We start from the raw sequence: 21,055 nt of genomic DNA on the forward strand, positions 1-21,055 counted from the left end.
CTGCCGCCCCGCCGGCATCGCAGGCTTCCATGTCAGGAGATCGCCATGCGCACCTTCTTGCTGGCGTCGCTGCTCGCGACGCTTCCCACCGCGGCCGTCGCTGACCCGCTGACCTTTGACGACGCGCTGGCCGTCGCGGCCGCGCAGGCGCCGTCGCTCAAGGCGCGGTCGTTCGACGTCGAGGCGCGGCGTTCCTCCGCGACCGCCGCCGGCCAACTGCCCGATCCCCGCCTCGGCGCCGGGCTCGACAATGTTCCGATCTCGGGGCCGCCCGCCTTTCGCTTTGGTCGTGACGAGATGACGATGGCACGGCTCGGTATCAGCCAGGACGTACCGAACCTCGCCAAGCGCCATGCGCGCAGCGGCAAGGCCGATGCGGATATCGGCGTCGCCGAAGCCGATGCCGGGGCCGAGTTGCGCCGGGTGCGGGTGGCGACCGCGCTTGCCTGGATCGACCTTGCCTATGCGCAACGGCGGCTCGGTGCGCTCGACCAAGCGCTCGCCGAGCTCGCGCAATATGTGGCGCCGGCAGCGTCGAGCGTCGCGTCGGGCTCGGCGCGCCCGGCCCAGACCCTCGAAATTCGCCAGGCGATCGCCGCGCTCGAGGACCGGCGCAGCGAGGTCGCCGCCGAAGTGGCGCGCGCGCGCGCGATCCTGTCGCGCTGGACCGGCGACCCCAGCCCTGAGATCGAGGGCGCGATCCCGAATTTCGCGATCGAGCCGGAGGCGCTGCGCGCCACGATCGACCGGCATCCCGATCTCGCAGCCGTGATCGCGCGCGTGCGTGCCGCCGAGGCCGATGTCTCGCTGGCACGCGCCGAGAAGCGTCCCGATTGGGGGTTCGAGCTTGCCTATCAGAAGCGCGGCAGTGGCTATGGCGACATGGTCTCGTTGGGCGCGACCATGAGCCTTCCGCTGTTTACCCGGAAGCGTCAGGATCCCAGGATCGACGCCGCGGTCGCCAGCGAAGGGGCCGTCCTGGCGCAGCGTGAGGATGTCCGGCGCGCCCTGCGCGCCGAGCTCGAAGCGGGCCTTGCCGACCATGTCATGCACCATGGGCAATGGATGCGCGCGAAGGACACGCTGCTCCCGCTTGCCCGCCAGCGGGCCGATCTCGAGACGGTGAGCTATTCCGCCGGCCGTGCGACCCTGCTCGACCTGATCCAGGCCCAGACAATGTTCGCCGGTGCCGCGCTCCAGATGCTCGACCGCGAAGCCACCGTCGCGCGCGACGCCGCGCGGCTGGTGCTGACCTATGGGGGTGACCAATGACCATCCAGCTTTCACACCGCGCCCGGCTCGGGCTTGCCGGTGCCGTTCTTGCGCTTGCCGCGGGCGCCGCCGGCTACGGCATCGCCCAGTTCGGCCGGACCGATGCGCCGCCGCAACAGGCCGGCCAGGACGGCCGCAAGATCCTCTACTGGTACGACCCGATGGTGCCGAGCCAGCATTTCGACAAGCCGGGCAAGTCGCCGTTCATGGATATGCAGCTCGTGCCCAAATACGCCGATGAGGGCGCGCAGGGCGCGCCTGGCATGGCCATCGATCCGGCGCGGGTGCAAAGCCTGGGGCTTCGTGTCGCCACCGCCGAACGCGGCGCATTGGCGAGCGGCCTCACCGCCACCGGCACGATCGATTTCAACCAGCGCGACGTGGCGATCGTCCAGGCGCGCGCCGCCGGATTTGTGCAACGCGTCTATGCCCGGGCGCCGGGCGATGTGATCGGCGCGGGGGCGCCGCTTGCCGACCTGCTCATTCCCGAATGGGCGGGCGCCCAGGCCGAGTATCTTGCGGTGCGCCGAACCGGCAATCCGGCGCTGGCACAGGCGGCGCGCCAGCGGCTCGCGCTGCTCGGCATGCCGCCCGGCACGATCGCCGCGGTCGAGCGCGGCGGCCGGCCGCACAATGTGATCACGATCGCGACACCGGCCGGCGGCACGATCAAGACGCTCGGCGTGCGCCAGGGCATGACCGTTACCGCCGGACAAACCCTTGCCGAAGTCAATGGACTCGCAACGGTGTGGCTCAACGCCGCGGTTCCCGAAGCGCTGGCGGGGCAGCTCCGCCCCGGCCAAAGCGCGACGGCGACGCTCTCCGCCTGGCCGGGCGAGCGGTTCACCGGCCGCGTCGCCGCGATCCTGCCTGACATCCAGGCCGAGAGCCGCACGCTGACGGTACGGATCGAGTTGCCCAATCGCGGCGGACGCTTGCGCCCGGGTATGTTCGCGAGCGTGGACTTTGGAGGCGCGAGCCGCTCCGCGCTGCTCGTGCCATCCGAAGCGGTGATCCGTACCGGCAAGCGCACGCTCGTCATGCTGGCACTTGCGGGGGGCCGCTATCAGCCGGCCGAGGTCCAGGCCGGCAGCGAAGCTGGCGGCAAGACCGAGATCCTCGCGGGTCTCTCCGACGGCGAGAAGATTGTCGCATCGGGCCAGTTCCTGCTCGATTCCGAAGCGAGCCTGTCGAGCGTGCCCGCGCGGCCGATCGGGGGTTCCGCTCGGCCACCCGCCGCGCAGCCCGCGCTGTATGAAGCGGTCGGCAGGATCGGAAAGATCGACGCCAGCGGCGTGACGCTCGATCATGGCCCTGTACCGGCGCTCAGATGGCCGGCGATGACGATGACGTTCCGGCTCGGCTCGCCCGCGCTCGCGCGCGGGTTCAAGGTCGGCGACCGGGTGCGGTTCGGCTTCGACCAGCCGCCCGAAGGGCCGACATTGCGCCGCATGACGCGCGAGGCAGGGCAATGATCGCGCGCATCATCCTATGGTCGGTCGCGAACAAGCTGTTCGTCGTGCTGGGTGCGCTGGCACTGGTCGCCGCCGGACTCTGGGCGGTGCGGGTGACGCCGATCGACGCACTGCCCGACCTGTCCGACACCCAGGTGATCATCCGCACCAGCTATCCGGGCCAGGCGCCGCAGATCGTCGAGAACCAGGTCACCTATCCGCTGGCAACCACGATGCTGTCGGTACCGGGTGCAAAGACCGTGCGCGGCTACAGCTTCTTCGGCGACAGCTTCGTCTACGTGATCTTCGCCGACGGCACCGATCTCTATTGGGCGCGCAGCCGTGTCCTTGAATATCTCAACCAGGTGCAGGGCCGGATGCCCGAGGCGGCGAAGAGCGCGATCGGGCCGGATGCGACGGGGGTCGGCTGGGTCTATGAATATGCGCTGGTCGACCGCACCGGCGGCCATGACCTGTCGCAGCTACGATCCCTGCAGGACTGGTTCCTGCGCTATGAGCTGAAGAGCCTGCCCGGCGTCGCCGAGGTCGCGAGCATCGGCGGCATGGTCAGGCAGTACCAGGTCGTGCTCGATCCGGTGAAGCTCGCCGGCTACGGCGTCACCCACAGCCAGGCCGTCGAAGCGATCCAGCGCGCCAATCAGGAGGCCGGCGGCGCCGTCGTCGAGCTGGCCGAGGCCGAATATATGGTCCGCGCCTCGGGCTATCTGAAGTCGCTGGACGATTTCCGCGCGATCCCGCTCAGGACCGCCGCGGGCGGGGTCCCGGTGACGCTGGGCGAAGTCGCTACTATCCAGGTCGGTCCCGAAATGCGGCGCGGCATCGCCGAGCTCGATGGCGATGGCGAGGTGGCGGGCGGCGTCGTCATCCTGCGCTCGGGCGCCGATGCGCGCGCCACCATCGCAGCCGTGCAAACCAAGCTCGAGGAACTGAAGAAGAGCCTGCCTGCCGGGGTGGCGATCGTCCCGACCTATGATCGTTCGCAGCTGATCGACGCGTCGATCGACAACCTCACCCACAAGCTCATCGAGGAGTTCATCGTCGTCGCGCTCGTTTGCGCGCTGTTCCTCTGGCACGTCCGCTCGGCGCTGGTCGCGATCGTGACCCTGCCGCTCGGCATCCTCGCGGCCTTCGTCGTGATGCGCTTCCAGGGCGTCAACGCCAATATCATGTCGCTGGGCGGCATCGCGATCGCGATCGGCGCCATGGTCGACGCGGCGATCGTGATGATCGAGAACGCGCACAAGGCGCTGGAGCGCTGGGAGCATGATCATCCCGGCGAGCGGCTGGAAGGCACCGAGCGCTGGCGGGTGATCACCCAGGCCGCGATCGAGGTCGGGCCGGCACTGTTCTTCAGCCTGCTCATCATCACGCTGTCGTTCGTGCCCGTGTTTACGCTTCAGGCGCAGGAAGGGCGGCTGTTCGCGCCGCTCGCCTTCACCAAGACCTATACCATGGCGGCGGCAGCGATCCTGTCGGTGACGCTGGTCCCCGTGCTGATGGGCTGGCTGATCCGCGGCCGCATCCCGTCCGAGCAGGCCAATCCGATCAACCGTGCGCTCACCGCCGCGTACCGCCCCGCGATCGACTGGACGCTCCGGCGGCCGAAGACGGTGCTGGTGATCGCGCTGCTCGTGTTCGCGACCACCGCCTGGCCGGTGTCGCGGCTCGGCGGCGAGTTCCTGCCCGCGATGAACGAGGGCGACCTGCTCTACATGCCCTCGGCACTGCCCGGGCTGTCGGCGGCCAAGGCGTCCGAGCTGCTCCAGCAGACCGACCGGATGATCAAGACCGTCCCCGAGGTGCAGAGCGTGTTCGGCAAGGCCGGGCGTGCCGAGAGCGCGACCGACCCGGCACCGCTCGAGATGTTCGAGACGACGATCCGCTTCAAGCCTCGCGACCAGTGGCGGCCGGGCATGACGCCGGAGAAGCTGGTCGAGGAGCTCGACCGCGCGGTGAAGGTGCCGGGACTCGCCAATATCTGGGTGCCCCCGATCCGCAACCGCATCGACATGCTCGCGACCGGCATCAAGAGCCCGATCGGCGTCAAGGTATCGGGAAGCGACCTTGCCGAGATCGACCGCATCGCGCGCGACGTCGAGGGCGTGGCCAAGGCCGTCCCCGGCGTCGGCTCGGCACTCGCCGAACGACTGATCGGCGGGCGTTACGTCGATATCGACATCGATCGCGCCGCAGCGGCCCGATACGGGCTCAACATCGCCGACGTGCAGGCGATCGTCGCCGGCGCGATCGGCGGCGAGACGATCGGCCAGACGGTCGAGGGGCTGGCACGCTATCCGATCAGCGTGCGCTATCCGCGCGAGCTGCGCGACAGCCCCGAGGCTTTGCGGGCGCTACCGGTGCTGACCCCTTCGGGCCAGCAGATCACGCTCGGCACCGTCGCCAAGGTCGCGATCGCCGACGGGCCGCCGATGCTCAAGACCGAGAATGGGCGGCCCTCGACCTGGGTCTATGTCGATGTGCGCGGGCGCGACCTCGCTTCGGTGGTGTCCGACCTGCAAGCGGCGGTGGCGCGGCAGGTCAAGCTCTCGCCGGGCGTGTCGATCGCCTATTCGGGACAGTTCGAATATCTGCAGCGCGCGCTCGACCGGCTGATGCTGGTGGTGCCTGCCACGCTGGCGATCATCTTCCTGCTGCTGTTCCTGATCTTCCGGCGCGTCGGCGAAGCGGCGCTGATCATGGGCACCTTGCCGTTCGCGATGACGGGAGGCTTCTGGCTGCTCTACCTGCTCGGCTATCACCAGTCGGTCGCAACCGGGGTCGGGTTCATCGCCCTGGCCGGGGTCGCCGCCGAGTTCGGCGTGGTGATGCTCATCTATCTCAAGCATGCGCTCGAGGCGCGCGGGCCCGAACCCGCCGCCGACGAGGTCCAGCACGCGGTTCGCGAAGGCGCGCTGCTGCGCGTCCGGCCCAAGGCGATGACGGTCGCGGTGATCATCGCCGGCCTGTTGCCGATCCTGGTCGGCTCGGGCGCGGGCTCCGAGGTCATGAGCCGGATCGCCGCGCCGATGATCGGCGGCATGCTCACGGCGCCGCTCCTGTCGATGTTCGTGATCCCCGCCGCCTACCTCCTGATGCGCCGGCCCGGCGCGACGCCCGCTTCAACCCGCAACCTGCAAGGAGACGACCAATGAACCCACTCTACCTGACCCCGGCACTCGGCCTCGCCATGCTGCTCGCCGCCTGCGGCGAGAAGCCCGCGAGCGATACGGCGGCACCCGCCAACACCGCGACGGCCGACGCGCCCGGCGGCACGGACGCTATGTCGGGCAATATGGCGATGCCCGCCGAGGCGAAGTCGAGCAAGGGCGTCGGCACCGTGACCGCGCTCGACAAGGCGGCCGGCGAGATCACGCTCGATCACGGCCCGATTCCAGAGCTCGGCTGGCCGGCGATGACGATGGCGTTCACCGCAAAGCCCGAACTGCTGGGCGGCGTCGCTGTCGGGGACAAAATTGCCTTCGACCTGACCGTTCGCGGCAATGCCGGTGAGGTGACCGCGATCGCAAAGCAATAGCCGGCACGGTTCCAAACCCTGTTCCCGGGCCGCCGCTAAGGCGGTGGCCCGCCCCGGCCTCGTCCGGCTAGCGGCAGCAGGCGGCGTCCGGTCCCGCGAGTTGGATCGGGGGACAGGGCTCGGTGCCATAGGAACAGAAGACGCAGCAATCGCCGGCCTTTGGCCGCAGCACCGCCCCGCACCCGCTGCAGTCATAGAAATACTGGCAGGCGCTCGTCGGCATTGTCTCGGTCTTTGCCACCCCGCACAGCGGACAGGTGAGCGTCGATTGGGGAATGAACGAGCCCTCAGACATAGGAATAGCCGAGCCAGAGGAGGATCGCGCCGAGCAGCAGGCCGATGAGGAGGACCACCCGCACGCCAGGCGGCGTACAGGCACCATCGGGGCCGCAGGCCCTCGCGATGCGCTGCTGCCGCCAGAGCAGGACCGCGCCGCCGATCAGGAAAAGCGCGCTCACGCACAGCAGCAGCGTCCGATACGGGCTGGCAGCCATGGCGATACCGCCGAGCCAACCGGCGCCGAGGCCAGCGGTGGCGAGCAACATCGGCAGCGCGCAGCACGACGCGACGCCAAAGGCTGCCGCGATGCCGCCGGCCGTAAAAATGGCGGCGCCGCGCGCGCCCGAAGGCGGACGGGAATCAGGCGGTCCGGACACGATGGGCGACTCCTTGCGATCAACGGAATCGCACCCTACCGTCTGTAGCCGCTACAGACTCAACCCCCAATTTCGAGCAGCAGATGACGACATCGGAGACCATCGCAATCGGGGAGCTGTCGCGGCGCACCCGCTGCAATATCGAGACGATCCGCTATTATGAGCGTATCGGGCTCCTGCCCAAGGCCGCGCGACGCGGCCGCTATCGCAGTTTCGGCACGGCCGATGTCGCGCGGCTCAATTTCGTCCGGCGCGCCCGCGAACTGGGCTTCACGCTGGACGAGATCCGCGCGCTGCTCGGCATAGCCACCGCCGACACTGTCTCCTGTGACGATGCCCGCGAGATCGCGGCCTCGCACCTCAAGCAGGTTCGCGCGCGAATCGTGGATTTGAAGCGCATGGAGCGGGTGCTCGCCGACACCGTTCGGGCCTGCAGCGCCGGCGATCAGGTCGGGTGCCCGCTGATCAGTACATTGTCCGCGCGCCATTGAGCGGATCCAGGGCTTTGAGCCCAAGCCTGGCCAGCCGTTGGCGATCCGATCGCCGAATTTGGAAATAGCCCTTGACCCTCGACCTGCTAGAGGGTGCAGATCGCGAACGATTCTTAACAAGGGACTCGTCGATGCGCCCCGGCCACCTTGCTGCTCCCACCCCTGCCGATGCGCGCCGACCCTTGTTGCTGTGGTTGGTGTTGGCGCTGACCATGCTGACGCTGCCGCTCGCGGCGCGGGCCAGCGATGCCGAGGTGCAGACGACCTGGCGGCTGCTCGACTATATCGCCGTCGACTATTCGGGCGCGGTCTCTGGCGGCAAGGTCATCAGCGCCGCCGAATATGCCGAGATGACCGAATTCGCGGGCCAGGTCGAAACGCGTATCCAGACGCTGGCACCCGGCTCGGCCAGGACCGATCTGCTCCGTCGATCGGCCGCCCTGCGCAGCGCAATCGCCGCCAGGGAATCGCCGCAAGCGGTGGCCGGGCAATCGCGGGCGCTCGCCGCCGCGTTGCTCGCGGCCTATCCGGTTCCGCTGGCGCCCAGTTCTCCGCCCGAGCTCACGCGCGCTGCCGCGCTGTATGCGCAGAATTGCGCATCCTGCCATGGCGCGAACGGCGACGGCCATGGACGCGACGCAGCCGGGCTCGATCCCCCGCCGATCGCGTTCACCGACAAGGCGCGTGCCGATCAGCGCAGCCTGTTCGGCCTCTATCAGGTGATCAGCCAGGGCCTCGACGGCACGGCGATGCAGAGCTTCGCGGCGCTGCCCGAGGCCGATCGCTGGGCGCTGGCCTTCCATGCCGGCCAAATCGCCTATCCCGAAGCGGCGGCGCGCGAGGGCGAGCGGTTGTGGCGCGAGGACGCGGCGATCCGCGCCCGATATCCCAATCTGGCGGCGCTGGTCGGCGTCACCCCGGCCGCTTTGGCGGCCGACATCGGTTCGCAAAAAGCGACCGCGCTCACTGCCTATCTGCGCCGCCATCCCGACGCGGTGACCGTGCGCGTCGATGGTTCGCTCGCGCTGACGCGCGAACGGCTCGCCCAGAGCCTGGCTGCCTATCGCGCCGGCGACCGCAAGGCCGCGGCGGATCTCGCGCTGTCCGCCTATCTCGACGGCTTCGAGCCGGTCGAGCCGGTGCTCGCTGCACGGGATGCGGCGCTGATGGCGCGGATCGAAGGTGCGATGGGCGCGCTTCGCGCGGCGATCGGACAAGGGCGTCCGGTCAGCGAAGTCGAAGTGGCGAACCGTTCGCTGGCAAATCTGTTCAGCGAGGCCGAAGCCGCGCTGGCGCCCGAGCGGGCGAGCGGCGCATCGAGCTTCCTCGGCGCGTTCGGCGTGCTGCTGCGCGAGGGACTCGAAGCGCTGCTGATCGTCATCGCGATGATCGCGTTCCTCAGAAAGACCGAGCGCACCGAAGTGCTCGGCTTCGTCCATGGCGGCTGGATCGCCGCGCTCGCCGCCGGGATCGCCACCTGGTTCGTCGCGACCTATTTCATCAGCGTGAGCGGCGCATCGCGCGAGCTCACCGAAGGGTTCGGGTCGCTGTTCGCGGCGATCATCCTGCTCAGCGTCGGCATCTGGATGCACGGCAAGAGCAATGCCGAGGCGTGGCAGCGCTATGTGAAGGCCAAAGTGACCGCGGCGCTGTCGCGCCAGTCGGGCTGGTTCCTGTTCCTGCTTTCCTTCCTCGTCGTCTATCGCGAGGTGTTCGAGACGATCCTGTTCTACGCCGCGCTCTGGGCGGAGGGGAATGATATGGCGATGCTGGCCGGCGCTGCCACCGCTGCCGGCCTGCTCGCCGTGATCGCCTGGGTCATGCTCCGGTTCAGCGCCCGGCTTCCGATCACCCAATTCTTCTCGTGGAGCGCGATCCTGATCGCGATCCTCGCGGTCGTGCTCGCCGGCAAGGGCGTCGCCGGGCTGCAGGAGGCCGGGATCCTCGGCGTGATGCCCCTCGCCAACGTGCCGCGCATCGAGATTCTCGGGCTGTTTCCGACGACCCAGACCGTGCTTGCGCAGATCGCGGCGATCGGCGTGCTGGTTGCCGGCTTCTGGTACAGTGGGCGCAGCGCGGCCGCCGCCCGCGTGCCGGGCTCAACTGCCGAATAGCCGGCCGGCGAGCACCGCAAGACAAAGCGCAAAGGCGGGCACGGCCTGTTTCCGGATCGCCTTCTGCTCTGCCTTGATGACCATCCGCTGCTCCTCGTCAGCCGGGCCGATCCGCGATGATCAACGCAATCGTGCCGGTTATCGTGTGGATGCGGGCCGCCTCCCGGACATTGTCGAACCCCGCAGCCCGGACGAGCTCGGGGAGCACGCCATCGGCATTGGGTTGGGTGTCGGTCACGCCATCGAGCCGCTGGATGGTGAGGCGGAATAACAGCCGCATCAATCCCTGCTGCCGCCCGTAATCGGCGATCACGAGCCTGCCGCCGGGCCGAAGCGCCGCATGCATCGCGGCGAGACCCGCCCGTTTCTCGGCCATCGGGACCTGATGGAACATCAGGCTCGACGTCACCGCATCGGCGGCGCGCGAACCGATATCGCGGGCAAATCCGCGCTCCCACTGGATGTCCGCGCCCGCCGCCTGTCCCTTGGCGCGCGCGATCGCCAAGGCCTCCTCATCGGGGTCGATGCCGATGACCCGTATGCCAGGGGCGGCCGCTTTCAGCATCACGGCAAAGCTGCCGGTGCCGCACCCGACATCGATGACGGTCTCGCCCGGACGTGCCGCGAGCAACCCGATCATCGCATAGCGCCAGCGCATTTCGCGGGTCCAGCGCCGGATCGCACGGTCGTAATCGGCGGTGTCGCCGGTCCCGAGCGGCGGGGTGTAGCTGCCGTCAGTCATGCCTGCGCCCTCGTCGCATGCTCCGCCAGCTCGCGGCGGGCGTCGCGGATGATGTCATAGGCCGAATGGAGGAACAGCAACGCGATCACGCCGGCGACGAGGAGATCGGGCCAGGCCTGTCCCGTCCAGCCGACCAGCACCGCCGCGCCGATCACGGCGATATTGGCCAGCGCATCGTTGCGCGAGAACAGCCAGATGGCGCGCGCTTGCGCGTCCCCCTGGTTGCGGAACCGCGCGAGGACCAGCGCGGCCGCAATGTTGACGAGGAGCGCGACGATCCCGATCCCGCCCATCAATCCGGCTTCGGGCGGGATGGCATTGAACGCGCGCCACCCGGCAAAGCCGATCACGCCGAGCCCGAGACTTGCGAGGAAGAGGCCCTGCACCAGTGCAACCCGGCTGCGCGCGACCGCCGCCCAGCCCAGCGCGATCAGCCCGAAGAGCGTGATCGATCCGTCGCCGATGAAATCGAGCGAATCCGCCTTCAGCGCCTGCGAGCCGGCGATGAAGCCGCCCGCCAGCTCAAGCACGCCGAAGCCGACATTGAGGATCACCACGATCCATAGCGCCCGCCGATAGGCAGGGTCCGTGCCCGCACGTTCGGTATCGGCCTCACATCCACAGTCGCTCATCATCACCTCCGCGAGTCGCGAGCAGGTTTTGCACCCTATAGTCACTATAGGGTCAATGGCTTGTTTCGGGTCCCAATGCTTCGATGATCCGGCAGTCGGAAATCGCGCCTTGGCGGCATTGGCCGATCAGCTCGTCGAGCTCGCGGCGCAGTGCGCGGAGATCTGCAATTTTCTGATCGATCTGCGCGAGATGCGCACGCGCGACGGTGTCGACGGCACCGCAAGAGCGATCCCGATCGTCGGAAAGGGCGAGGAGCTCGCGCACCTGATCGAGCGTGAAGCCCAGGTCGCGCGCGCGGCGGATAAAGGAGAGCCGGGCGAGATGGTCGCCGCCATAATCGCGGTAATTGCCCGCAGTGCGCCCGGGCTCGGGAAGCAATCCGATCTTCTCGTAGAAACGAATGGTTTCGACCTTGGTCGAGGTGATGCGTGCCAGTTCGCCGATCTGCATGGGAAAACCGCTTGACCCTCTAGTTGCTACAGTCCGCATATAGAATGCGGAGCCGATTCGTTCGATAGGGTTGAAATGGTCTGCACGAGCTGCGCCTGCGACGACAAGAAGGCAGCGGTCGATCCGCACTGGCGGCGCGCCTTGTGGATTGCGCTGGCGGTGAACGCTGCCATGTTCCTCGTCGAGATGGTTGCCGGTATCGCCGGCGGATCGAAATCCCTTCAGGCCGACGCCCTCGATTTCCTGGGCGACAGCGCCAACTATGCCATCAGTCTCGGCGTGGCTGGCATGGCGCTGGCATGGCGTGCCCGTGCCGCGCTTCTGAAGGGTGCCACGCTCGTCCTGCTGGGCCTGTATGTTCTCGTAGCCACGCTTTGGGCAGTCTGGCATGGTACGCTTCCGGAGGCCGAGATGATGGGCGCGGTGGGTATTGCGGCGCTCGTGGCCAATGGTGCGGTAGCGCTGATGCTGTTTCGCTACCGCACGGGGGATGCGAACATGCGCTCGGTATGGATCTGCTCGCGCAACGACGCGATCGGTAATGTCGCGGTGGTGCTTGCCGCGGCAGGCGTGTTCGGAACGGGTACCGCGTGGCCCGATCTCATTGTCGCGGGGGTGATGGCTGGACTCGGCCTCATTGGGGGTGCGCAGATCATCCGGCATGCGATGCGCGAGCTGTCGGGTCCGGCAGCGTCGCCGGTCATATTTGCCGGAAAGCCGGGGGCCGCAGGATGATAGATCTCCAAAACCCGATCGCTGCGATCATGGCCGGGGCAGGCGATGCGCGGCCGATGCCCGTGGGTTGACCGCGCATGCCGGGCCCGGCCGATACTCAATGCGGATGCGCCTAAGCGATGTGGCGTCGGTTGTTATCATCCGGGCCGAAAAGCTGCCGCTGCGTTGGCGGCTGCCGATCGGGCCCCAGCGGGTATCGGCAATCGCCTTGGGCTGGCCATCGCCGAATGAGGCAATGAGGTGCAGATGCCCGGACACCGGCATCGTCCGTCCGAGTGGGCGCCGGACCTTGCCAGTGACGATGACCGCATCGCGCGCGGCATAGGCTTTTACCCAATAGATATCGAAGCGCTGGGGTGGTGGCGCCTCGATGATCGGGGTCAGCAAGCGTCCGTTCATGCAGCCGACAAGCAAGGGGGCGAGCAAGAGGGCGGCGGCGAAGGTGCGGGCTCGCATGGGTTTGTCCTCATCAACATGTAGCGGTGACGGGAGAGCCGACGCGGGAGGAGGAGCCTCAGGTGCCGACCCCGTCGCGGTGCAGCGATCACCGGTACTCGAGCAGACCGGTGAGGCCCACGGCCGTTGGTCCCGGATGCAACAGCGAGCGCACTTCTGACGGCGGCTCTGATGTCGCTTGCGGCTCATTTGCCGCCATCGTCCGAGGCCGGGTCCCCGGATTGGGTTTTCTGCGGATGGGTGGCTGGCGACGCGTTGCCCGCCCTGAGACGCCAATGCCGGCGCCATGGGCGCAACGCGGATGGCAGGATCAGTTTGAACTGGGCGGCGCGGCCGCGGATCGCGTCCTGGGTCCGTTGCAAAGTGCTGGCGATATGCGCCACGGACTCGCGCGCCTCGATCATCTGCCGCAGGTCGCGGTCGTCATCCTCGCTCCACGGGCGGCGATGGCGTTGTCGGCCGGATGAATCGCGATCGTTCATCGACGCCCTCGCTTGCGTGGCGGCGGGCGCTTCACGAAGCGGGCACGCAACGCTGTATCGGTCTCGCATATCATGACATGGGCACGACTGGTGATGCCTGCTCGCCAAAGCCGGGCGACCACGCCGCGATACTCGACACGATGCGCAAGCCGGGTCCCGGTCGGATGCCGCTCAAGGCGGTAGCTTTCGTCGATCCGGAACAGGAACGAGCCCATGCTCATGCGCCATGCGAATTCGATGGGCGCCGCGAGCGCCGTGATCCGCGCGAAGCTGTGCATCTTGCGCAACCGCCCCATCCCGAGCATCTTGCCGGTGTAGCGATACTCGATCTTCGCGCCGAGTGAGGGGTCCCCCACGAGCTCGATGAAGGGGTGCCAACTCGGATAGCGCTCAAAGTCGAGCAGCACCTCCCAGACCGCTTCGGGGCGGGCAGGAATAGCGATTTCGTTCTCAGCGGCGATCATGGCGGCGCCTCCCTAGAACCATCCCGCTCTCGGTCGCGGCGAGCCTTTGGGTGCCGGCACTTGTGGCGCGGCCAAGCCAGTCGCGCACCCTTGCGGTATGGGATTCAGTGCCGCGCGCGAACCCCCAAGCAGCAAACGCCGAGGCGGCGAGGATCGCAAGCGCCCAGGCGATCGCTTGCGGGTCGGGCGGCAGGCGCTCGGCGGCGATGAGCGCCGCGGTCGCCAGCGCCATCAGCGGGAAATGGATCGCGTAGAGCGAGAAGCTCGTTTCGCGGCCGTAGCGCGCGAGGTGGGCAATCCCGGGAAGCGCCGGCGTGCGTCGCAGAAGCAACCCTAGCAGCAACATCGCGAAACTGAACGCGAGCACCGGATCCTCGGCGGCAAACGCGCCTGTGCGTCCCCAGGCGAGGGTTGCCACGAACAGGAGCGCGCCGGGCAGCCAGAGCGTGTCACGGATGGCGCCGACTCGGGTGCGATTGGCCTCGCACCAGCGATAGACGAGGAAGAGCAGTGTGCCGAACAGCCAACTCAGGAAGTGGAAGAACAGGTCGGGATAGACGATGCCGAGCGCGAGGGTGAGCAGCGCGAAGGAGAAACGCCGCTGCGTCAGCGCGAACCACAGCGCAGGAAACCAGATATAGAACCAGAACTCATAGGCGAGGCTCCACAACGGGCCATTAGAGCCGAATGGCGCCACCACCAGCCCCTGGAGGAAGACGAGATTGCCGAGAAAGTCGGGAAGGGTGAGGTAGGTCGCGACGCTGCGCGGCAAGACATAGCTGCCGGTCTGCCCGAGATGGGTCGGCGAGCTCGTGGCGACCCCGGCAAAGTCGAACAGGCCGCCGAGCAGTAGCGCCGGTACCACCACCAGCAGCAGCCTTACGAGGCGATCCTTGAGATAGCCCGACCAGGTCCAGCGCGCTGGCGGCGTGAGCAGGATGCTGCGCGTGATCCAGAAGCCGCTGAGCACGAAGAACAGGATCACCGCGGGGTGGCCGAAGCCGGCGGCAAGGTAGAGAGACTTGACGAGAAGGTCGTCGGTCGGCCGGTAGTCCGCGATCAGCAGCGCCCAGATATGGCCGAAGGCGACGACGAGCGCGAGAACGGCGCGTAACGCATCCATATAGAGGAACGCGGGGTTAACTGCGGCAGCCCCGGCGCGGCCGGCGGGGTCGTTCCCGGTCATTTGCGGTATCCGAGCAGCCGCAGTGCATTGAACACGACGACGAGCGTCGAGCCCTCATGCGCCATCACGGCGGGACCGATACCGAGCCCCAAGATCGTCGCCGGCACGAGCACCGCGACCACGCCAAGGCTCACCACCAAATTCTGGCGGATGATCCGGCGGGTTGCGCGACTGAGCCCGACCGCGAACGGCAGATGCGCGAGATCGTCCGCCATCAGTGCGACATCGGCGGTCTCAAGCGCGACATCGGAGCCGGCCGCGCCCATCGCGATGCCGACGGTGGCATTGGCCATCGCCGGTGCGTCGTTGACGCCGTCGCCGACCATCGCGACCTTGTCGGTGGCGCGCAGTTTGCGGATCGCCTCGACCTTGTCCTCGGGCATGAGGTCGCCCCAGGCCTCGTCGAGCCCCACCTCCTTGGCGATCGACTCGGCGACCTTCTGATGATCGCCCGAGATCATGATCATCCGGGTGATACCCATCGCGTGGATACGGGCGATCGCTTCCTTCGCCGCAGCGCGTGGCGTGTCCATCAGCCCGATCGCGCCCAGATCCTGCACCCCGCGCCGGACCACCATGGTGGTCCGGCCCTGCTCGCGCAGCGCGGCGATCGCGCCCGCCATTTCGCCGGACAGCGGCGCGATGGCCCCGACCCCGAACATCTCGGCCTTGCCAATCAGCACCGTCTCGCCGTCCAGCGTCGCGCGAACGCCCTGGCCAGTGATGCTGATCAGGTCATGTGCGGGCGGCACCTCGCGTTCGCCGAGCCGATCCTGGCCATCGCGCGCGATCGCGCGGGCGAGTGGATGGTCACTTAGCCGCTCGACCGCGACCGCGGCGGCGAGCAGTTCACTGGGATCGATGCCCTGGGCCGGCACGATGTCGGTGATACGCGGGCGCCCTTCGGTGAGCGTGCCGGTCTTGTCGAACGCGATCGCCTTCAGCGAACCCAGTTCCTCCAGCGGCCCACCTCCCTTGATCAGCACACCGCCGCGCGCCGCGCGCGCGACACCCGAGAGCACCGCGCTCGGTGTGGCGATAGCGAGCGCGCAGGGGCTGGCCGCGACCAGCACCGCCATCGCCCGATAGAAGCTATCGCGGAACGGCTCGTCGACAACCACCCAGGCGAACAGCAACAGCACGGTCAGCCCGAGCACAGCAGGCACGAACACCCGCTCGAAGCGTTCGGTGAAGCGCTGGGTCGGCGACTTCTGGGTCTCGGCCTCGCTGACCAGCTGGACGACGCGAGCGAGCGCGGATTCTGTCGACTTGCGGGTGACCTCGACCTCAATCAGCCCGCTGCCGTTGATCGTGCCGGCGAACACGCGATAGGCGGCTTCGAGCGCTTCGGGCTGCGCGCGCGCTGCAGCTTCATCAGGCACGGGACGCTTGTCGACCGGCATGCTTTCGCCGGTGACCGGCGCCTGGTTGACGCTGCTCGTGCCCTTGACGAGGAACCCGTCGGCGGGGAGGCGCTCATCGGGCTTGACGACCACGGTGTCACCGATCACGAGGTCCTCGACCGGCAGCTCGACGAGCGCTTCGCCGCGGCGGACGAGCGCAGTCTGCGGCGCGAGTTCGGCCAGCGCCTCGATCGCGCGCTTGGCGCGGCCCATGGCATAATGTTCGAGTGCATGGCCGAGGCTGAACAGGAACAGGAGCAGCGCCCCTTCTGCCCAAGCGCCAAGCGCCGCCGCGCCGGCCGCGGCGACCAGCATCAGCGTGTCGATTTCGAATTTCTTGAGGCGCAGATTGTCGATCGCCTCGCGCAGTGTGAACCAGCCGCCAAAGCCATAGGCGCCGATATAGAGTGCGAGTGGCAGCCATTCGGGAACGGCGGCCAGAGTTTCGAGCAGGAAGCCGATGCCGAGCAGTGCGCCGCAGGCCAGCGCGAAGAACAACTCGGTGTTGGGGCCGAGCAGGCCGCCATGGGCATGGCCGTGTTCGCCCTCGCCATGATCATGCCCGGCGTGATCGTCGCCGGCGCCTCTGTCCGGCGTGACAGCGGGTGCGTTGGCGGGCGTCTTGCGCTCATGCACCCCGAGCTGGTCGAGGAAGCTGCGCAACGCCGCTTCGGAGGTCAGCGTGCGGTCGAACTCGATCCGCAGCGTGCCCGATGCGCTCGCCTCTGCCTCGATCACCCCGTTCACGCGCTGAAGCTGTTCGGCAATGCTGCGCGCGCGGCGCTGATGGCTGATCCCCTCGACGTCCCAGCGAAGATGGCCGAAGCGCTCGGTGATGTTCGCGCCGGCGGCGGTAGCGAGCTCGCGGATCCGCACCAGCGAGACGATGTCCGGATCGTAATGGACGCACAGATGCGCGGGCGCCTCGCCGGCCGCAGGAACGACATGCGCTTCTGCGATGCCGCGACGGCCGGCAAGTTCAGCGGTCAATCGCGCGACACAGGCGTCGGCCGCGTCGGCGACCTCGGGCAGCACTACAGGGATATCAATGCGCAGTATCTCGGTCATGATGTCTCCTCCCGGTCGCGATGGGATTGCCGATGGGTATCGCGCAGAATCTCGATGCCGCCCTTGATCGCGATCAGCGCGGTGAGCAGGCCGACGACGAGGTCGGGCCAGTTGCTGCCGAGCCACAGCACAAGGAGGCCGGCGACGAGGATCCCGCCATTGGAAATGAAGTCGTTGAAGCTGAAAGTGGTCGCGGCGCGAAGATTGACATCAGGCGCCTCGAGCCGCTGTAACAGGCGCAGGCACAGATAATTCACGGCGGCGGCGATCGCGGCCATGATCATCATGGTGGCGCCGATCGGCTCGCTGCCCTGGACATAGCGCCGGCCGACATCGATGAGGATACCGACCGCGAACAGCAGCAGCATTGCGCCTGACACATTGGCTGCGCGGCGCTTCCACGCCAGTCCGTGGCTGAGCGCCACGAGGCTCAACGCATAGACCGCCGCATCAGAGAGATTGTCGAGGCCGTTGGCGATTAGTGCGCTCGAATCGCCGACGAGCCCGGCGCCGAGAAAACCGCCCGCCAGCATCACGTTGAGTGCCAGAACCCACCATAAGGTGCGGCGTTCGCGGCGGTCGTCGGCTTGCGGTTGAGCCATGGTCCAGCATTCCGGATCGGAGACCCGCCGCCGCACGCGGCGGCGGGTCCGGGTTACCTTAGTGGGCGGGGAGCGGCGTTCCTCCCTGCGACGACGGCGTCTCGACTTCACTAACATCGGTCTCGCGACGTCCGTAGCGGGCGTATAGCGTCGGTAGGACGAACAGGGTGAGCAACGTCGCCGAGATCAGGCCGCCGATCACCACGGTGGCGAGCGGCTTCTGCACCTCGGCGCCCGATCCGGTGGCGATCGCCATCGGCACGAAGCCAAGCGAGGCGACCAACGCGGTCATCACTACCGGCCGCAACCGCGCGAGCGCACCTTGATAGGCCGCCTCGGCCCGGCTGACGCCGCGCGCCATCAGGTCCTGGATCGAGGTGACCATGACCAGCCCGTTCAAAACCGCGATGCCAGACAGGGCGATGAAGCCAACGGCTGCCGAGATCGAGAAGGGCATACCCCTCAGGAACAAGGCGAGTACCCCGCCAACCAACGCGAGCGGCACGCCGGTGAACACGATCGCTGCGTCGCGTACGCTTCCCAATGCCCCGTAGAGCAGCAGGATGATGAGCGCGAAGCAGGCCGGGACCACGAGCATGAGCCGGGCGCTAGCCGATTGGAGATTCTCGAACTGGCCGCCCCATTCGAGATACTGGCCGGCGGGCAGGCGAACGTCGCGCGCGATCGCCGCCCGCGCATCTTCGACCACCCCGGCCACATCGCGGCCGCGGACATTGGCCTGAACCACCACGCGGCGCTTGCCATTCTCGCGGCTGATCTGGTTGGGACCGGAGGTCACCGCGATATCGGCGACGCTCTCGAGCGGGACGAACGCCCCGTCGGGAGTCGGCACCGGTACCTGCCCCAATGTCTGGAGGTCGGCGCGCGCGGCATCGGTCAGCCGGATGGTCACCGCGAAGCGCCGGTCACCTTCGAAGATCATGCCGGCGTCGCGCCCGCCGATCGCGGCGGCGACGGTATCCTGCATGACCCGCGCGGTGATTCCGAGCCGCGCCATGGCATCTCGATTGGGGCGGATGTCGAGCATCGGTAGTCCCTCGGTCTGTTCGACGCGGACGTCGGTAGCGCCGTCCACGCCGCGCAGGATGCCGGCGATTTTGTTGGCGGTATCGTTCATCGCGTCGGTGTCGTCGCCGAACACCTTGACCGCGATGTCGCCGCGCACGCCTGCGATGAGCTCGTTGAACCGCATCTGGATCGGCTGGCTGATCTCGAACGCGTTGCCGGGAAGCCCCTCCAGCGCCTTCTCGATCTTGGCGACGACCTCGGCCTTGGTGAGGCTGGGGTCGGGCCAGTCCGCGTGCTTCTTCATGATGACGAAAGTGTCGGAGATGTTGGGCGGCATCGGATCCGAGGCGAGCTCGGCGGTGCCGGTCTTTGAGAAGACGAATTTGACCTCGGGAATGCTCGAGATCGCCTTTTCGACCTGGAACTGCATCGCCTGGCTCTGCTCGACCGAGGTACCCGGGACACGTAACACCTGGACGGTCGCGTCGCCTTCGTCGAGCTGAGGCAGAAACTCCTGACCCAGGGTCATGAAGGCGAGGATCGCGAGCAGGAAAGCGCCGACGCCCGCGAGGATCGTGACACGCGGCCGCGCCATCGCCCGGTCGAGACCGGGTTCATAGCGGCGCTTGAGCCAGGACATGATCCGGCCCTCCTTCTCCTCGACCGGCTTGGACAGCCAGATCGCGAGCATCGCCGGCACGAAGGTCAACGAGAGCACGAAGGCGAAGGCCAGCGCGAGGATGACGGTCAGTGCCATCGGCGTGAAGGTCTTGCCCTCGACCCCGGTCAGGGTGAGCAGCGGCACATAGACGAGGATGATGATCGCCTGGCCATAGACCGAGGGCCGGATCATCTCGCGCGCCGCGCCCGCCACTACCGACAGCCGTTCCCCCTTGTCGAGCGTGCGGCCGATATGGTGCTGACGTTCGGCGATGCGTCTCAGCGCATTCTCGACGATGATCACCGCGCCGTCGACGATCAGGCCGAAGTCCAACGCGCCAAGGCTCATCAGATTGGCCGAAACGCCGCCGCGCAACATGCCGAAGCTGGTCATCAGCATGGTGACCGGGATCACCAGCGCCGCGATCAGCGCCGCGCGGAAATTGCCGAGCAGCAGGAACAGCACGACGATGACCAGCAGCGCGCCTTCGGAGAGGTTCTTCGCCACCGTCTTGATCGTCGAATTGACCAGCCCGGTGCGGTCGAGCACCGGCTGGATGACGATGTCGGTCGGCAGCGAGGCGTTGACCTCGTCGAGCCGCGTGGCGACGGCCGAGGCGACGTTACGGCTGTTCTCCCCGATCCGCATGATCGCGGTGCCGACGACGACTTCCTGGGCATTTTCCGAGGCCGAACCCATGCGGATCGCCTGGCCGGTGCGCACAGTCGCGACCTGATTGAGCAGGATCGGCACACCTTCGCGGGTGGCGATGACGGTGCGTCCGAGCTGGTCGGCGTTGGCGATGCGCGCATCCGAACGCACCGCCAGACCCTCGCCGTTGCGGTCGACCGTGCCCGCGCCGACCGCGCTGTTGTTCTCCTCGAGCGCGGTCGCGAGGTCTCCGAGGCTGAGCTTCAGTGCGGTCAGCCGCTGCACGTCAGGGACGACCTGGAACTGCTTGACATAGCCGCCGATCGAATCGACGCCGGCAAGGCCCGGAACGGATTTGAGCAGCGGCGCGACGATCCAGTCCTGCGTCGTGCGCAGATAGGTTGCTTTGTCGGCTTCGCTCACCAGCCGTTCACCCTCAGGCGTCAGGTAGCTCCCGTCGGGCTGGATACCCGGTTCGCCGGGCTTGTGCTTGTCCTCGGGCCGGTGGGCCATGTGGACGGTCCACATATAGACTTCACCAAGACCCGTGGCGATCGGACCCATTTCTGGTGTCGCACCCGCAGGCAGGCTTTCCTCCGCGGTGCGCAGCCGCTCCGCGACCTGCTGGCGTGCGAAATAGATGTTGGTGGAATCGGTGAACACTGCGGTCACCTGCGCGAAGCCGTTGCGGCTGAGCGAGCGGGTATGTTCGAGACCGGGCACGCCGGCGAGCGCGGTCTCGATCGGGAAGGCGACCTGCTTCTCGACCAACTCGGGTGAGAGCGCGGGCGCGCGGATATTGATCTGGACTTGGTTGTTGGTGATGTCGGGAACCGCATCGATCGGTAGCCGGCTCAACGAGACGGCGCCGATGACGGTGGCGATGAGGGTCATGAGCAGGACGAACCAGCGCCGCTCGACCGCAAAGGTGACAATACGTTCGATCATGG

19 protein-coding genes are annotated in these 21,055 nt (G+C 67.6%); 7 read left to right on the forward strand and 12 right to left on the reverse strand.

Annotation, left to right across the window (positions count from 1 at the left end; genetic code table 11):
• Nucleotides 1-45: 45 nt before the first annotated feature.
• The 4 genes from AX681_RS13570 to AX681_RS13585 are packed head-to-tail and all read left to right on the forward strand — an operon-like array spanning nt 46 to nt 6,282.
• A complete protein-coding gene (locus AX681_RS13570) occupies nt 46-1,272 on the forward strand; it encodes a TolC family protein (protein ID WP_066573163.1) in 1,227 nt (408 codons plus the stop codon).
• On the forward strand, nt 1,269-2,747 hold the full coding sequence (locus tag AX681_RS13575) for an efflux RND transporter periplasmic adaptor subunit (RefSeq protein WP_066573165.1): 1,479 nt from the start codon (nt 1,269-1,271) through the stop codon (nt 2,745-2,747). Before AX681_RS13570 ends, AX681_RS13575 begins: the two co-directional genes overlap by 4 nt.
• Nucleotides 2,744-5,899, forward strand: coding sequence for an efflux RND transporter permease subunit (locus tag AX681_RS13580; protein WP_066661156.1), 3,156 nt, complete (start codon nt 2,744-2,746; stop codon nt 5,897-5,899). The genes AX681_RS13575 and AX681_RS13580 overlap by 4 nt, the downstream gene beginning before the upstream one ends.
• Complete coding sequence (locus tag AX681_RS13585; RefSeq protein ID WP_066573168.1) at nt 5,896-6,282, forward strand: copper-binding protein; 387 nt, start codon at nt 5,896-5,898, stop codon at nt 6,280-6,282. Before AX681_RS13580 ends, AX681_RS13585 begins: the two co-directional genes overlap by 4 nt.
• A gap of 67 nt (nt 6,283-6,349) precedes the next feature.
• Here the strand turns inward: AX681_RS13585 and AX681_RS23215 are convergent, their stop codons facing one another.
• Both AX681_RS23215 and AX681_RS13590 read right to left on the reverse strand, forming a co-directional pair.
• The gene (locus AX681_RS23215) at nt 6,350-6,664 is read right to left on the reverse strand and encodes a GDCCVxC domain-containing (seleno)protein (RefSeq protein ID WP_428842856.1); all 315 of its coding nucleotides are present in this window, start codon (nt 6,662-6,664) and stop codon (nt 6,350-6,352) included.
• Nucleotides 6,570-6,938, reverse strand: coding sequence for a mercuric transporter MerT family protein (locus AX681_RS13590; RefSeq protein WP_066573170.1), 369 nt, complete (start codon nt 6,936-6,938; stop codon nt 6,570-6,572). The genes AX681_RS23215 and AX681_RS13590 overlap by 95 nt, the downstream gene beginning before the upstream one ends.
• Nucleotides 6,939-7,021: 83 nt before the next feature.
• On the opposite strand from AX681_RS13590, the gene AX681_RS13595 reads away from it, so the two are divergent.
• Together AX681_RS13595 and AX681_RS13600 are read left to right on the forward strand one after the other, a co-directional pair.
• The gene (locus AX681_RS13595) at nt 7,022-7,429 is read left to right on the forward strand and encodes a MerR family transcriptional regulator (protein WP_066573173.1); all 408 of its coding nucleotides are present in this window, start codon (nt 7,022-7,024) and stop codon (nt 7,427-7,429) included.
• Between the two features lie 131 nt (nt 7,430-7,560).
• Nucleotides 7,561-9,543, forward strand: a complete 1,983-nt coding sequence (locus tag AX681_RS13600; protein ID WP_066661163.1) for an FTR1 family protein — start codon at nt 7,561-7,563, stop codon at nt 9,541-9,543.
• 97 nt (nt 9,544-9,640) lie between these two features.
• On the opposite strand, the gene AX681_RS13605 is transcribed toward AX681_RS13600, so the two are convergent.
• Genes AX681_RS13605 through AX681_RS13615 form a run of 3 tightly spaced genes read right to left on the reverse strand, consistent with a single transcriptional unit; the run spans nt 9,641 to nt 11,368 of the window.
• Complete coding sequence (locus tag AX681_RS13605) at nt 9,641-10,285, reverse strand: class I SAM-dependent methyltransferase (RefSeq protein ID WP_066573177.1); 645 nt, start codon at nt 10,283-10,285, stop codon at nt 9,641-9,643.
• Complete coding sequence (locus AX681_RS13610; RefSeq protein WP_082738000.1) at nt 10,282-10,917, reverse strand: cation transporter; 636 nt, start codon at nt 10,915-10,917, stop codon at nt 10,282-10,284. The genes AX681_RS13605 and AX681_RS13610 overlap by 4 nt, the downstream gene beginning before the upstream one ends.
• Nucleotides 10,918-10,969: 52 nt before the next feature.
• Nucleotides 10,970-11,368 (reverse strand): MerR family transcriptional regulator, encoded by a 399-nt coding sequence (locus AX681_RS13615; RefSeq protein WP_066573181.1) that lies wholly within the window; start codon nt 11,366-11,368, stop codon nt 10,970-10,972.
• A gap of 75 nt (nt 11,369-11,443) precedes the next feature.
• Between AX681_RS13615 and AX681_RS13620 the strand changes: the two genes are divergently transcribed.
• Nucleotides 11,444-12,103 (forward strand): cation transporter, encoded by a 660-nt coding sequence (locus AX681_RS13620; RefSeq protein WP_066573185.1) that lies wholly within the window; start codon nt 11,444-11,446, stop codon nt 12,101-12,103.
• 27 nt (nt 12,104-12,130) lie between these two features.
• Here the strand turns inward: AX681_RS13620 and AX681_RS13625 are convergent, their stop codons facing one another.
• The 7 genes from AX681_RS13625 to AX681_RS13655 form a co-directional block, all read right to left on the reverse strand.
• A complete protein-coding gene (locus tag AX681_RS13625) occupies nt 12,131-12,559 on the reverse strand; it encodes a hypothetical protein (protein WP_066573188.1) in 429 nt (142 codons plus the stop codon).
• Nucleotides 12,560-12,744: 185 nt separating this feature from the next.
• Nucleotides 12,745-13,041 (reverse strand): hypothetical protein, encoded by a 297-nt coding sequence (locus AX681_RS13630; RefSeq protein WP_066661165.1) that lies wholly within the window; start codon nt 13,039-13,041, stop codon nt 12,745-12,747.
• A complete protein-coding gene (locus AX681_RS13635; RefSeq protein WP_066573194.1) occupies nt 13,038-13,505 on the reverse strand; it encodes an SRPBCC domain-containing protein in 468 nt (155 codons plus the stop codon). Before AX681_RS13635 ends, AX681_RS13630 begins: the two co-directional genes overlap by 4 nt.
• Nucleotides 13,492-14,691 carry an acyltransferase family protein gene (locus AX681_RS13640; RefSeq protein WP_066573196.1) on the reverse strand — a complete coding sequence of 400 codons (1,200 nt, stop codon included), beginning with the start codon at nt 14,689-14,691 and terminating at the stop codon, nt 13,492-13,494. The genes AX681_RS13635 and AX681_RS13640 overlap by 14 nt, the downstream gene beginning before the upstream one ends.
• Entirely contained in the window at nt 14,688-17,162 is a 2,475-nt protein-coding gene (locus AX681_RS13645; RefSeq protein WP_066573199.1) for a heavy metal translocating P-type ATPase, read from the reverse strand. Before AX681_RS13645 ends, AX681_RS13640 begins: the two co-directional genes overlap by 4 nt.
• The gene (locus AX681_RS13650; RefSeq protein WP_066573201.1) at nt 17,159-17,764 is read right to left on the reverse strand and encodes a cation transporter; all 606 of its coding nucleotides are present in this window, start codon (nt 17,762-17,764) and stop codon (nt 17,159-17,161) included. The genes AX681_RS13645 and AX681_RS13650 overlap by 4 nt, the downstream gene beginning before the upstream one ends.
• Before the next feature lie 58 nt (nt 17,765-17,822).
• Entirely contained in the window at nt 17,823-21,053 is a 3,231-nt protein-coding gene (locus AX681_RS13655) for an efflux RND transporter permease subunit (RefSeq protein ID WP_066573203.1), read from the reverse strand.
• Nucleotides 21,054-21,055 lie beyond the last annotated feature (2 nt).

The organism is Sphingomonas sp. CCH9-E2, from assembly GCF_001557215.1.
Taxonomy (GTDB): Bacteria; Pseudomonadota; Alphaproteobacteria; order Sphingomonadales; family Sphingomonadaceae; genus Sphingomonas.

Excerpts from the sequence above, each read along its gene's own strand:
- AX681_RS13615 (WP_066573181.1), bottom strand. The coding sequence starts at position 11,368 with ATGCAGATCGGCGAACTGGCACGCATCACCTCGACCAAGGTCGAAACC.
- AX681_RS13620 (WP_066573185.1), top strand. The coding sequence starts at position 11,444 with ATGGTCTGCACGAGCTGCGCCTGCGACGACAAGAAGGCAGCGGTCGAT.
- AX681_RS23215 (WP_428842856.1), bottom strand. The coding sequence starts at position 6,664 with ATGGTGCCTGTACGCCGCCTGGCGTGCGGGTGGTCCTCCTCATCGGCC.
- AX681_RS13645 (WP_066573199.1), bottom strand. The coding sequence starts at position 17,162 with ATGACCGAGATACTGCGCATTGATATCCCTGTAGTGCTGCCCGAGGTC.
- AX681_RS13635 (WP_066573194.1), bottom strand. The coding sequence starts at position 13,505 with ATGATCGCCGCTGAGAACGAAATCGCTATTCCTGCCCGCCCCGAAGCG.
- AX681_RS13655 (WP_066573203.1), bottom strand. The coding sequence starts at position 21,053 with ATGATCGAACGTATTGTCACCTTTGCGGTCGAGCGGCGCTGGTTCGTC.
- AX681_RS13625 (WP_066573188.1), bottom strand. The coding sequence starts at position 12,559 with ATGCGAGCCCGCACCTTCGCCGCCGCCCTCTTGCTCGCCCCCTTGCTT.
- AX681_RS13570 (WP_066573163.1), top strand. The coding sequence starts at position 46 with ATGCGCACCTTCTTGCTGGCGTCGCTGCTCGCGACGCTTCCCACCGCG.
- AX681_RS13580 (WP_066661156.1), top strand. The coding sequence starts at position 2,744 with ATGATCGCGCGCATCATCCTATGGTCGGTCGCGAACAAGCTGTTCGTC.
- AX681_RS13630 (WP_066661165.1), bottom strand. The coding sequence starts at position 13,041 with ATGAACGATCGCGATTCATCCGGCCGACAACGCCATCGCCGCCCGTGG.
- AX681_RS13595 (WP_066573173.1), top strand. The coding sequence starts at position 7,022 with ATGACGACATCGGAGACCATCGCAATCGGGGAGCTGTCGCGGCGCACC.
- AX681_RS13575 (WP_066573165.1), top strand. The coding sequence starts at position 1,269 with ATGACCATCCAGCTTTCACACCGCGCCCGGCTCGGGCTTGCCGGTGCC.
- AX681_RS13610 (WP_082738000.1), bottom strand. The coding sequence starts at position 10,917 with ATGAGCGACTGTGGATGTGAGGCCGATACCGAACGTGCGGGCACGGAC.
- AX681_RS13600 (WP_066661163.1), top strand. The coding sequence starts at position 7,561 with ATGCGCCCCGGCCACCTTGCTGCTCCCACCCCTGCCGATGCGCGCCGA.
- AX681_RS13585 (WP_066573168.1), top strand. The coding sequence starts at position 5,896 with ATGAACCCACTCTACCTGACCCCGGCACTCGGCCTCGCCATGCTGCTC.
- AX681_RS13605 (WP_066573177.1), bottom strand. The coding sequence starts at position 10,285 with ATGACTGACGGCAGCTACACCCCGCCGCTCGGGACCGGCGACACCGCC.
- AX681_RS13650 (WP_066573201.1), bottom strand. The coding sequence starts at position 17,764 with ATGGCTCAACCGCAAGCCGACGACCGCCGCGAACGCCGCACCTTATGG.
- AX681_RS13640 (WP_066573196.1), bottom strand. The coding sequence starts at position 14,691 with ATGACCGGGAACGACCCCGCCGGCCGCGCCGGGGCTGCCGCAGTTAAC.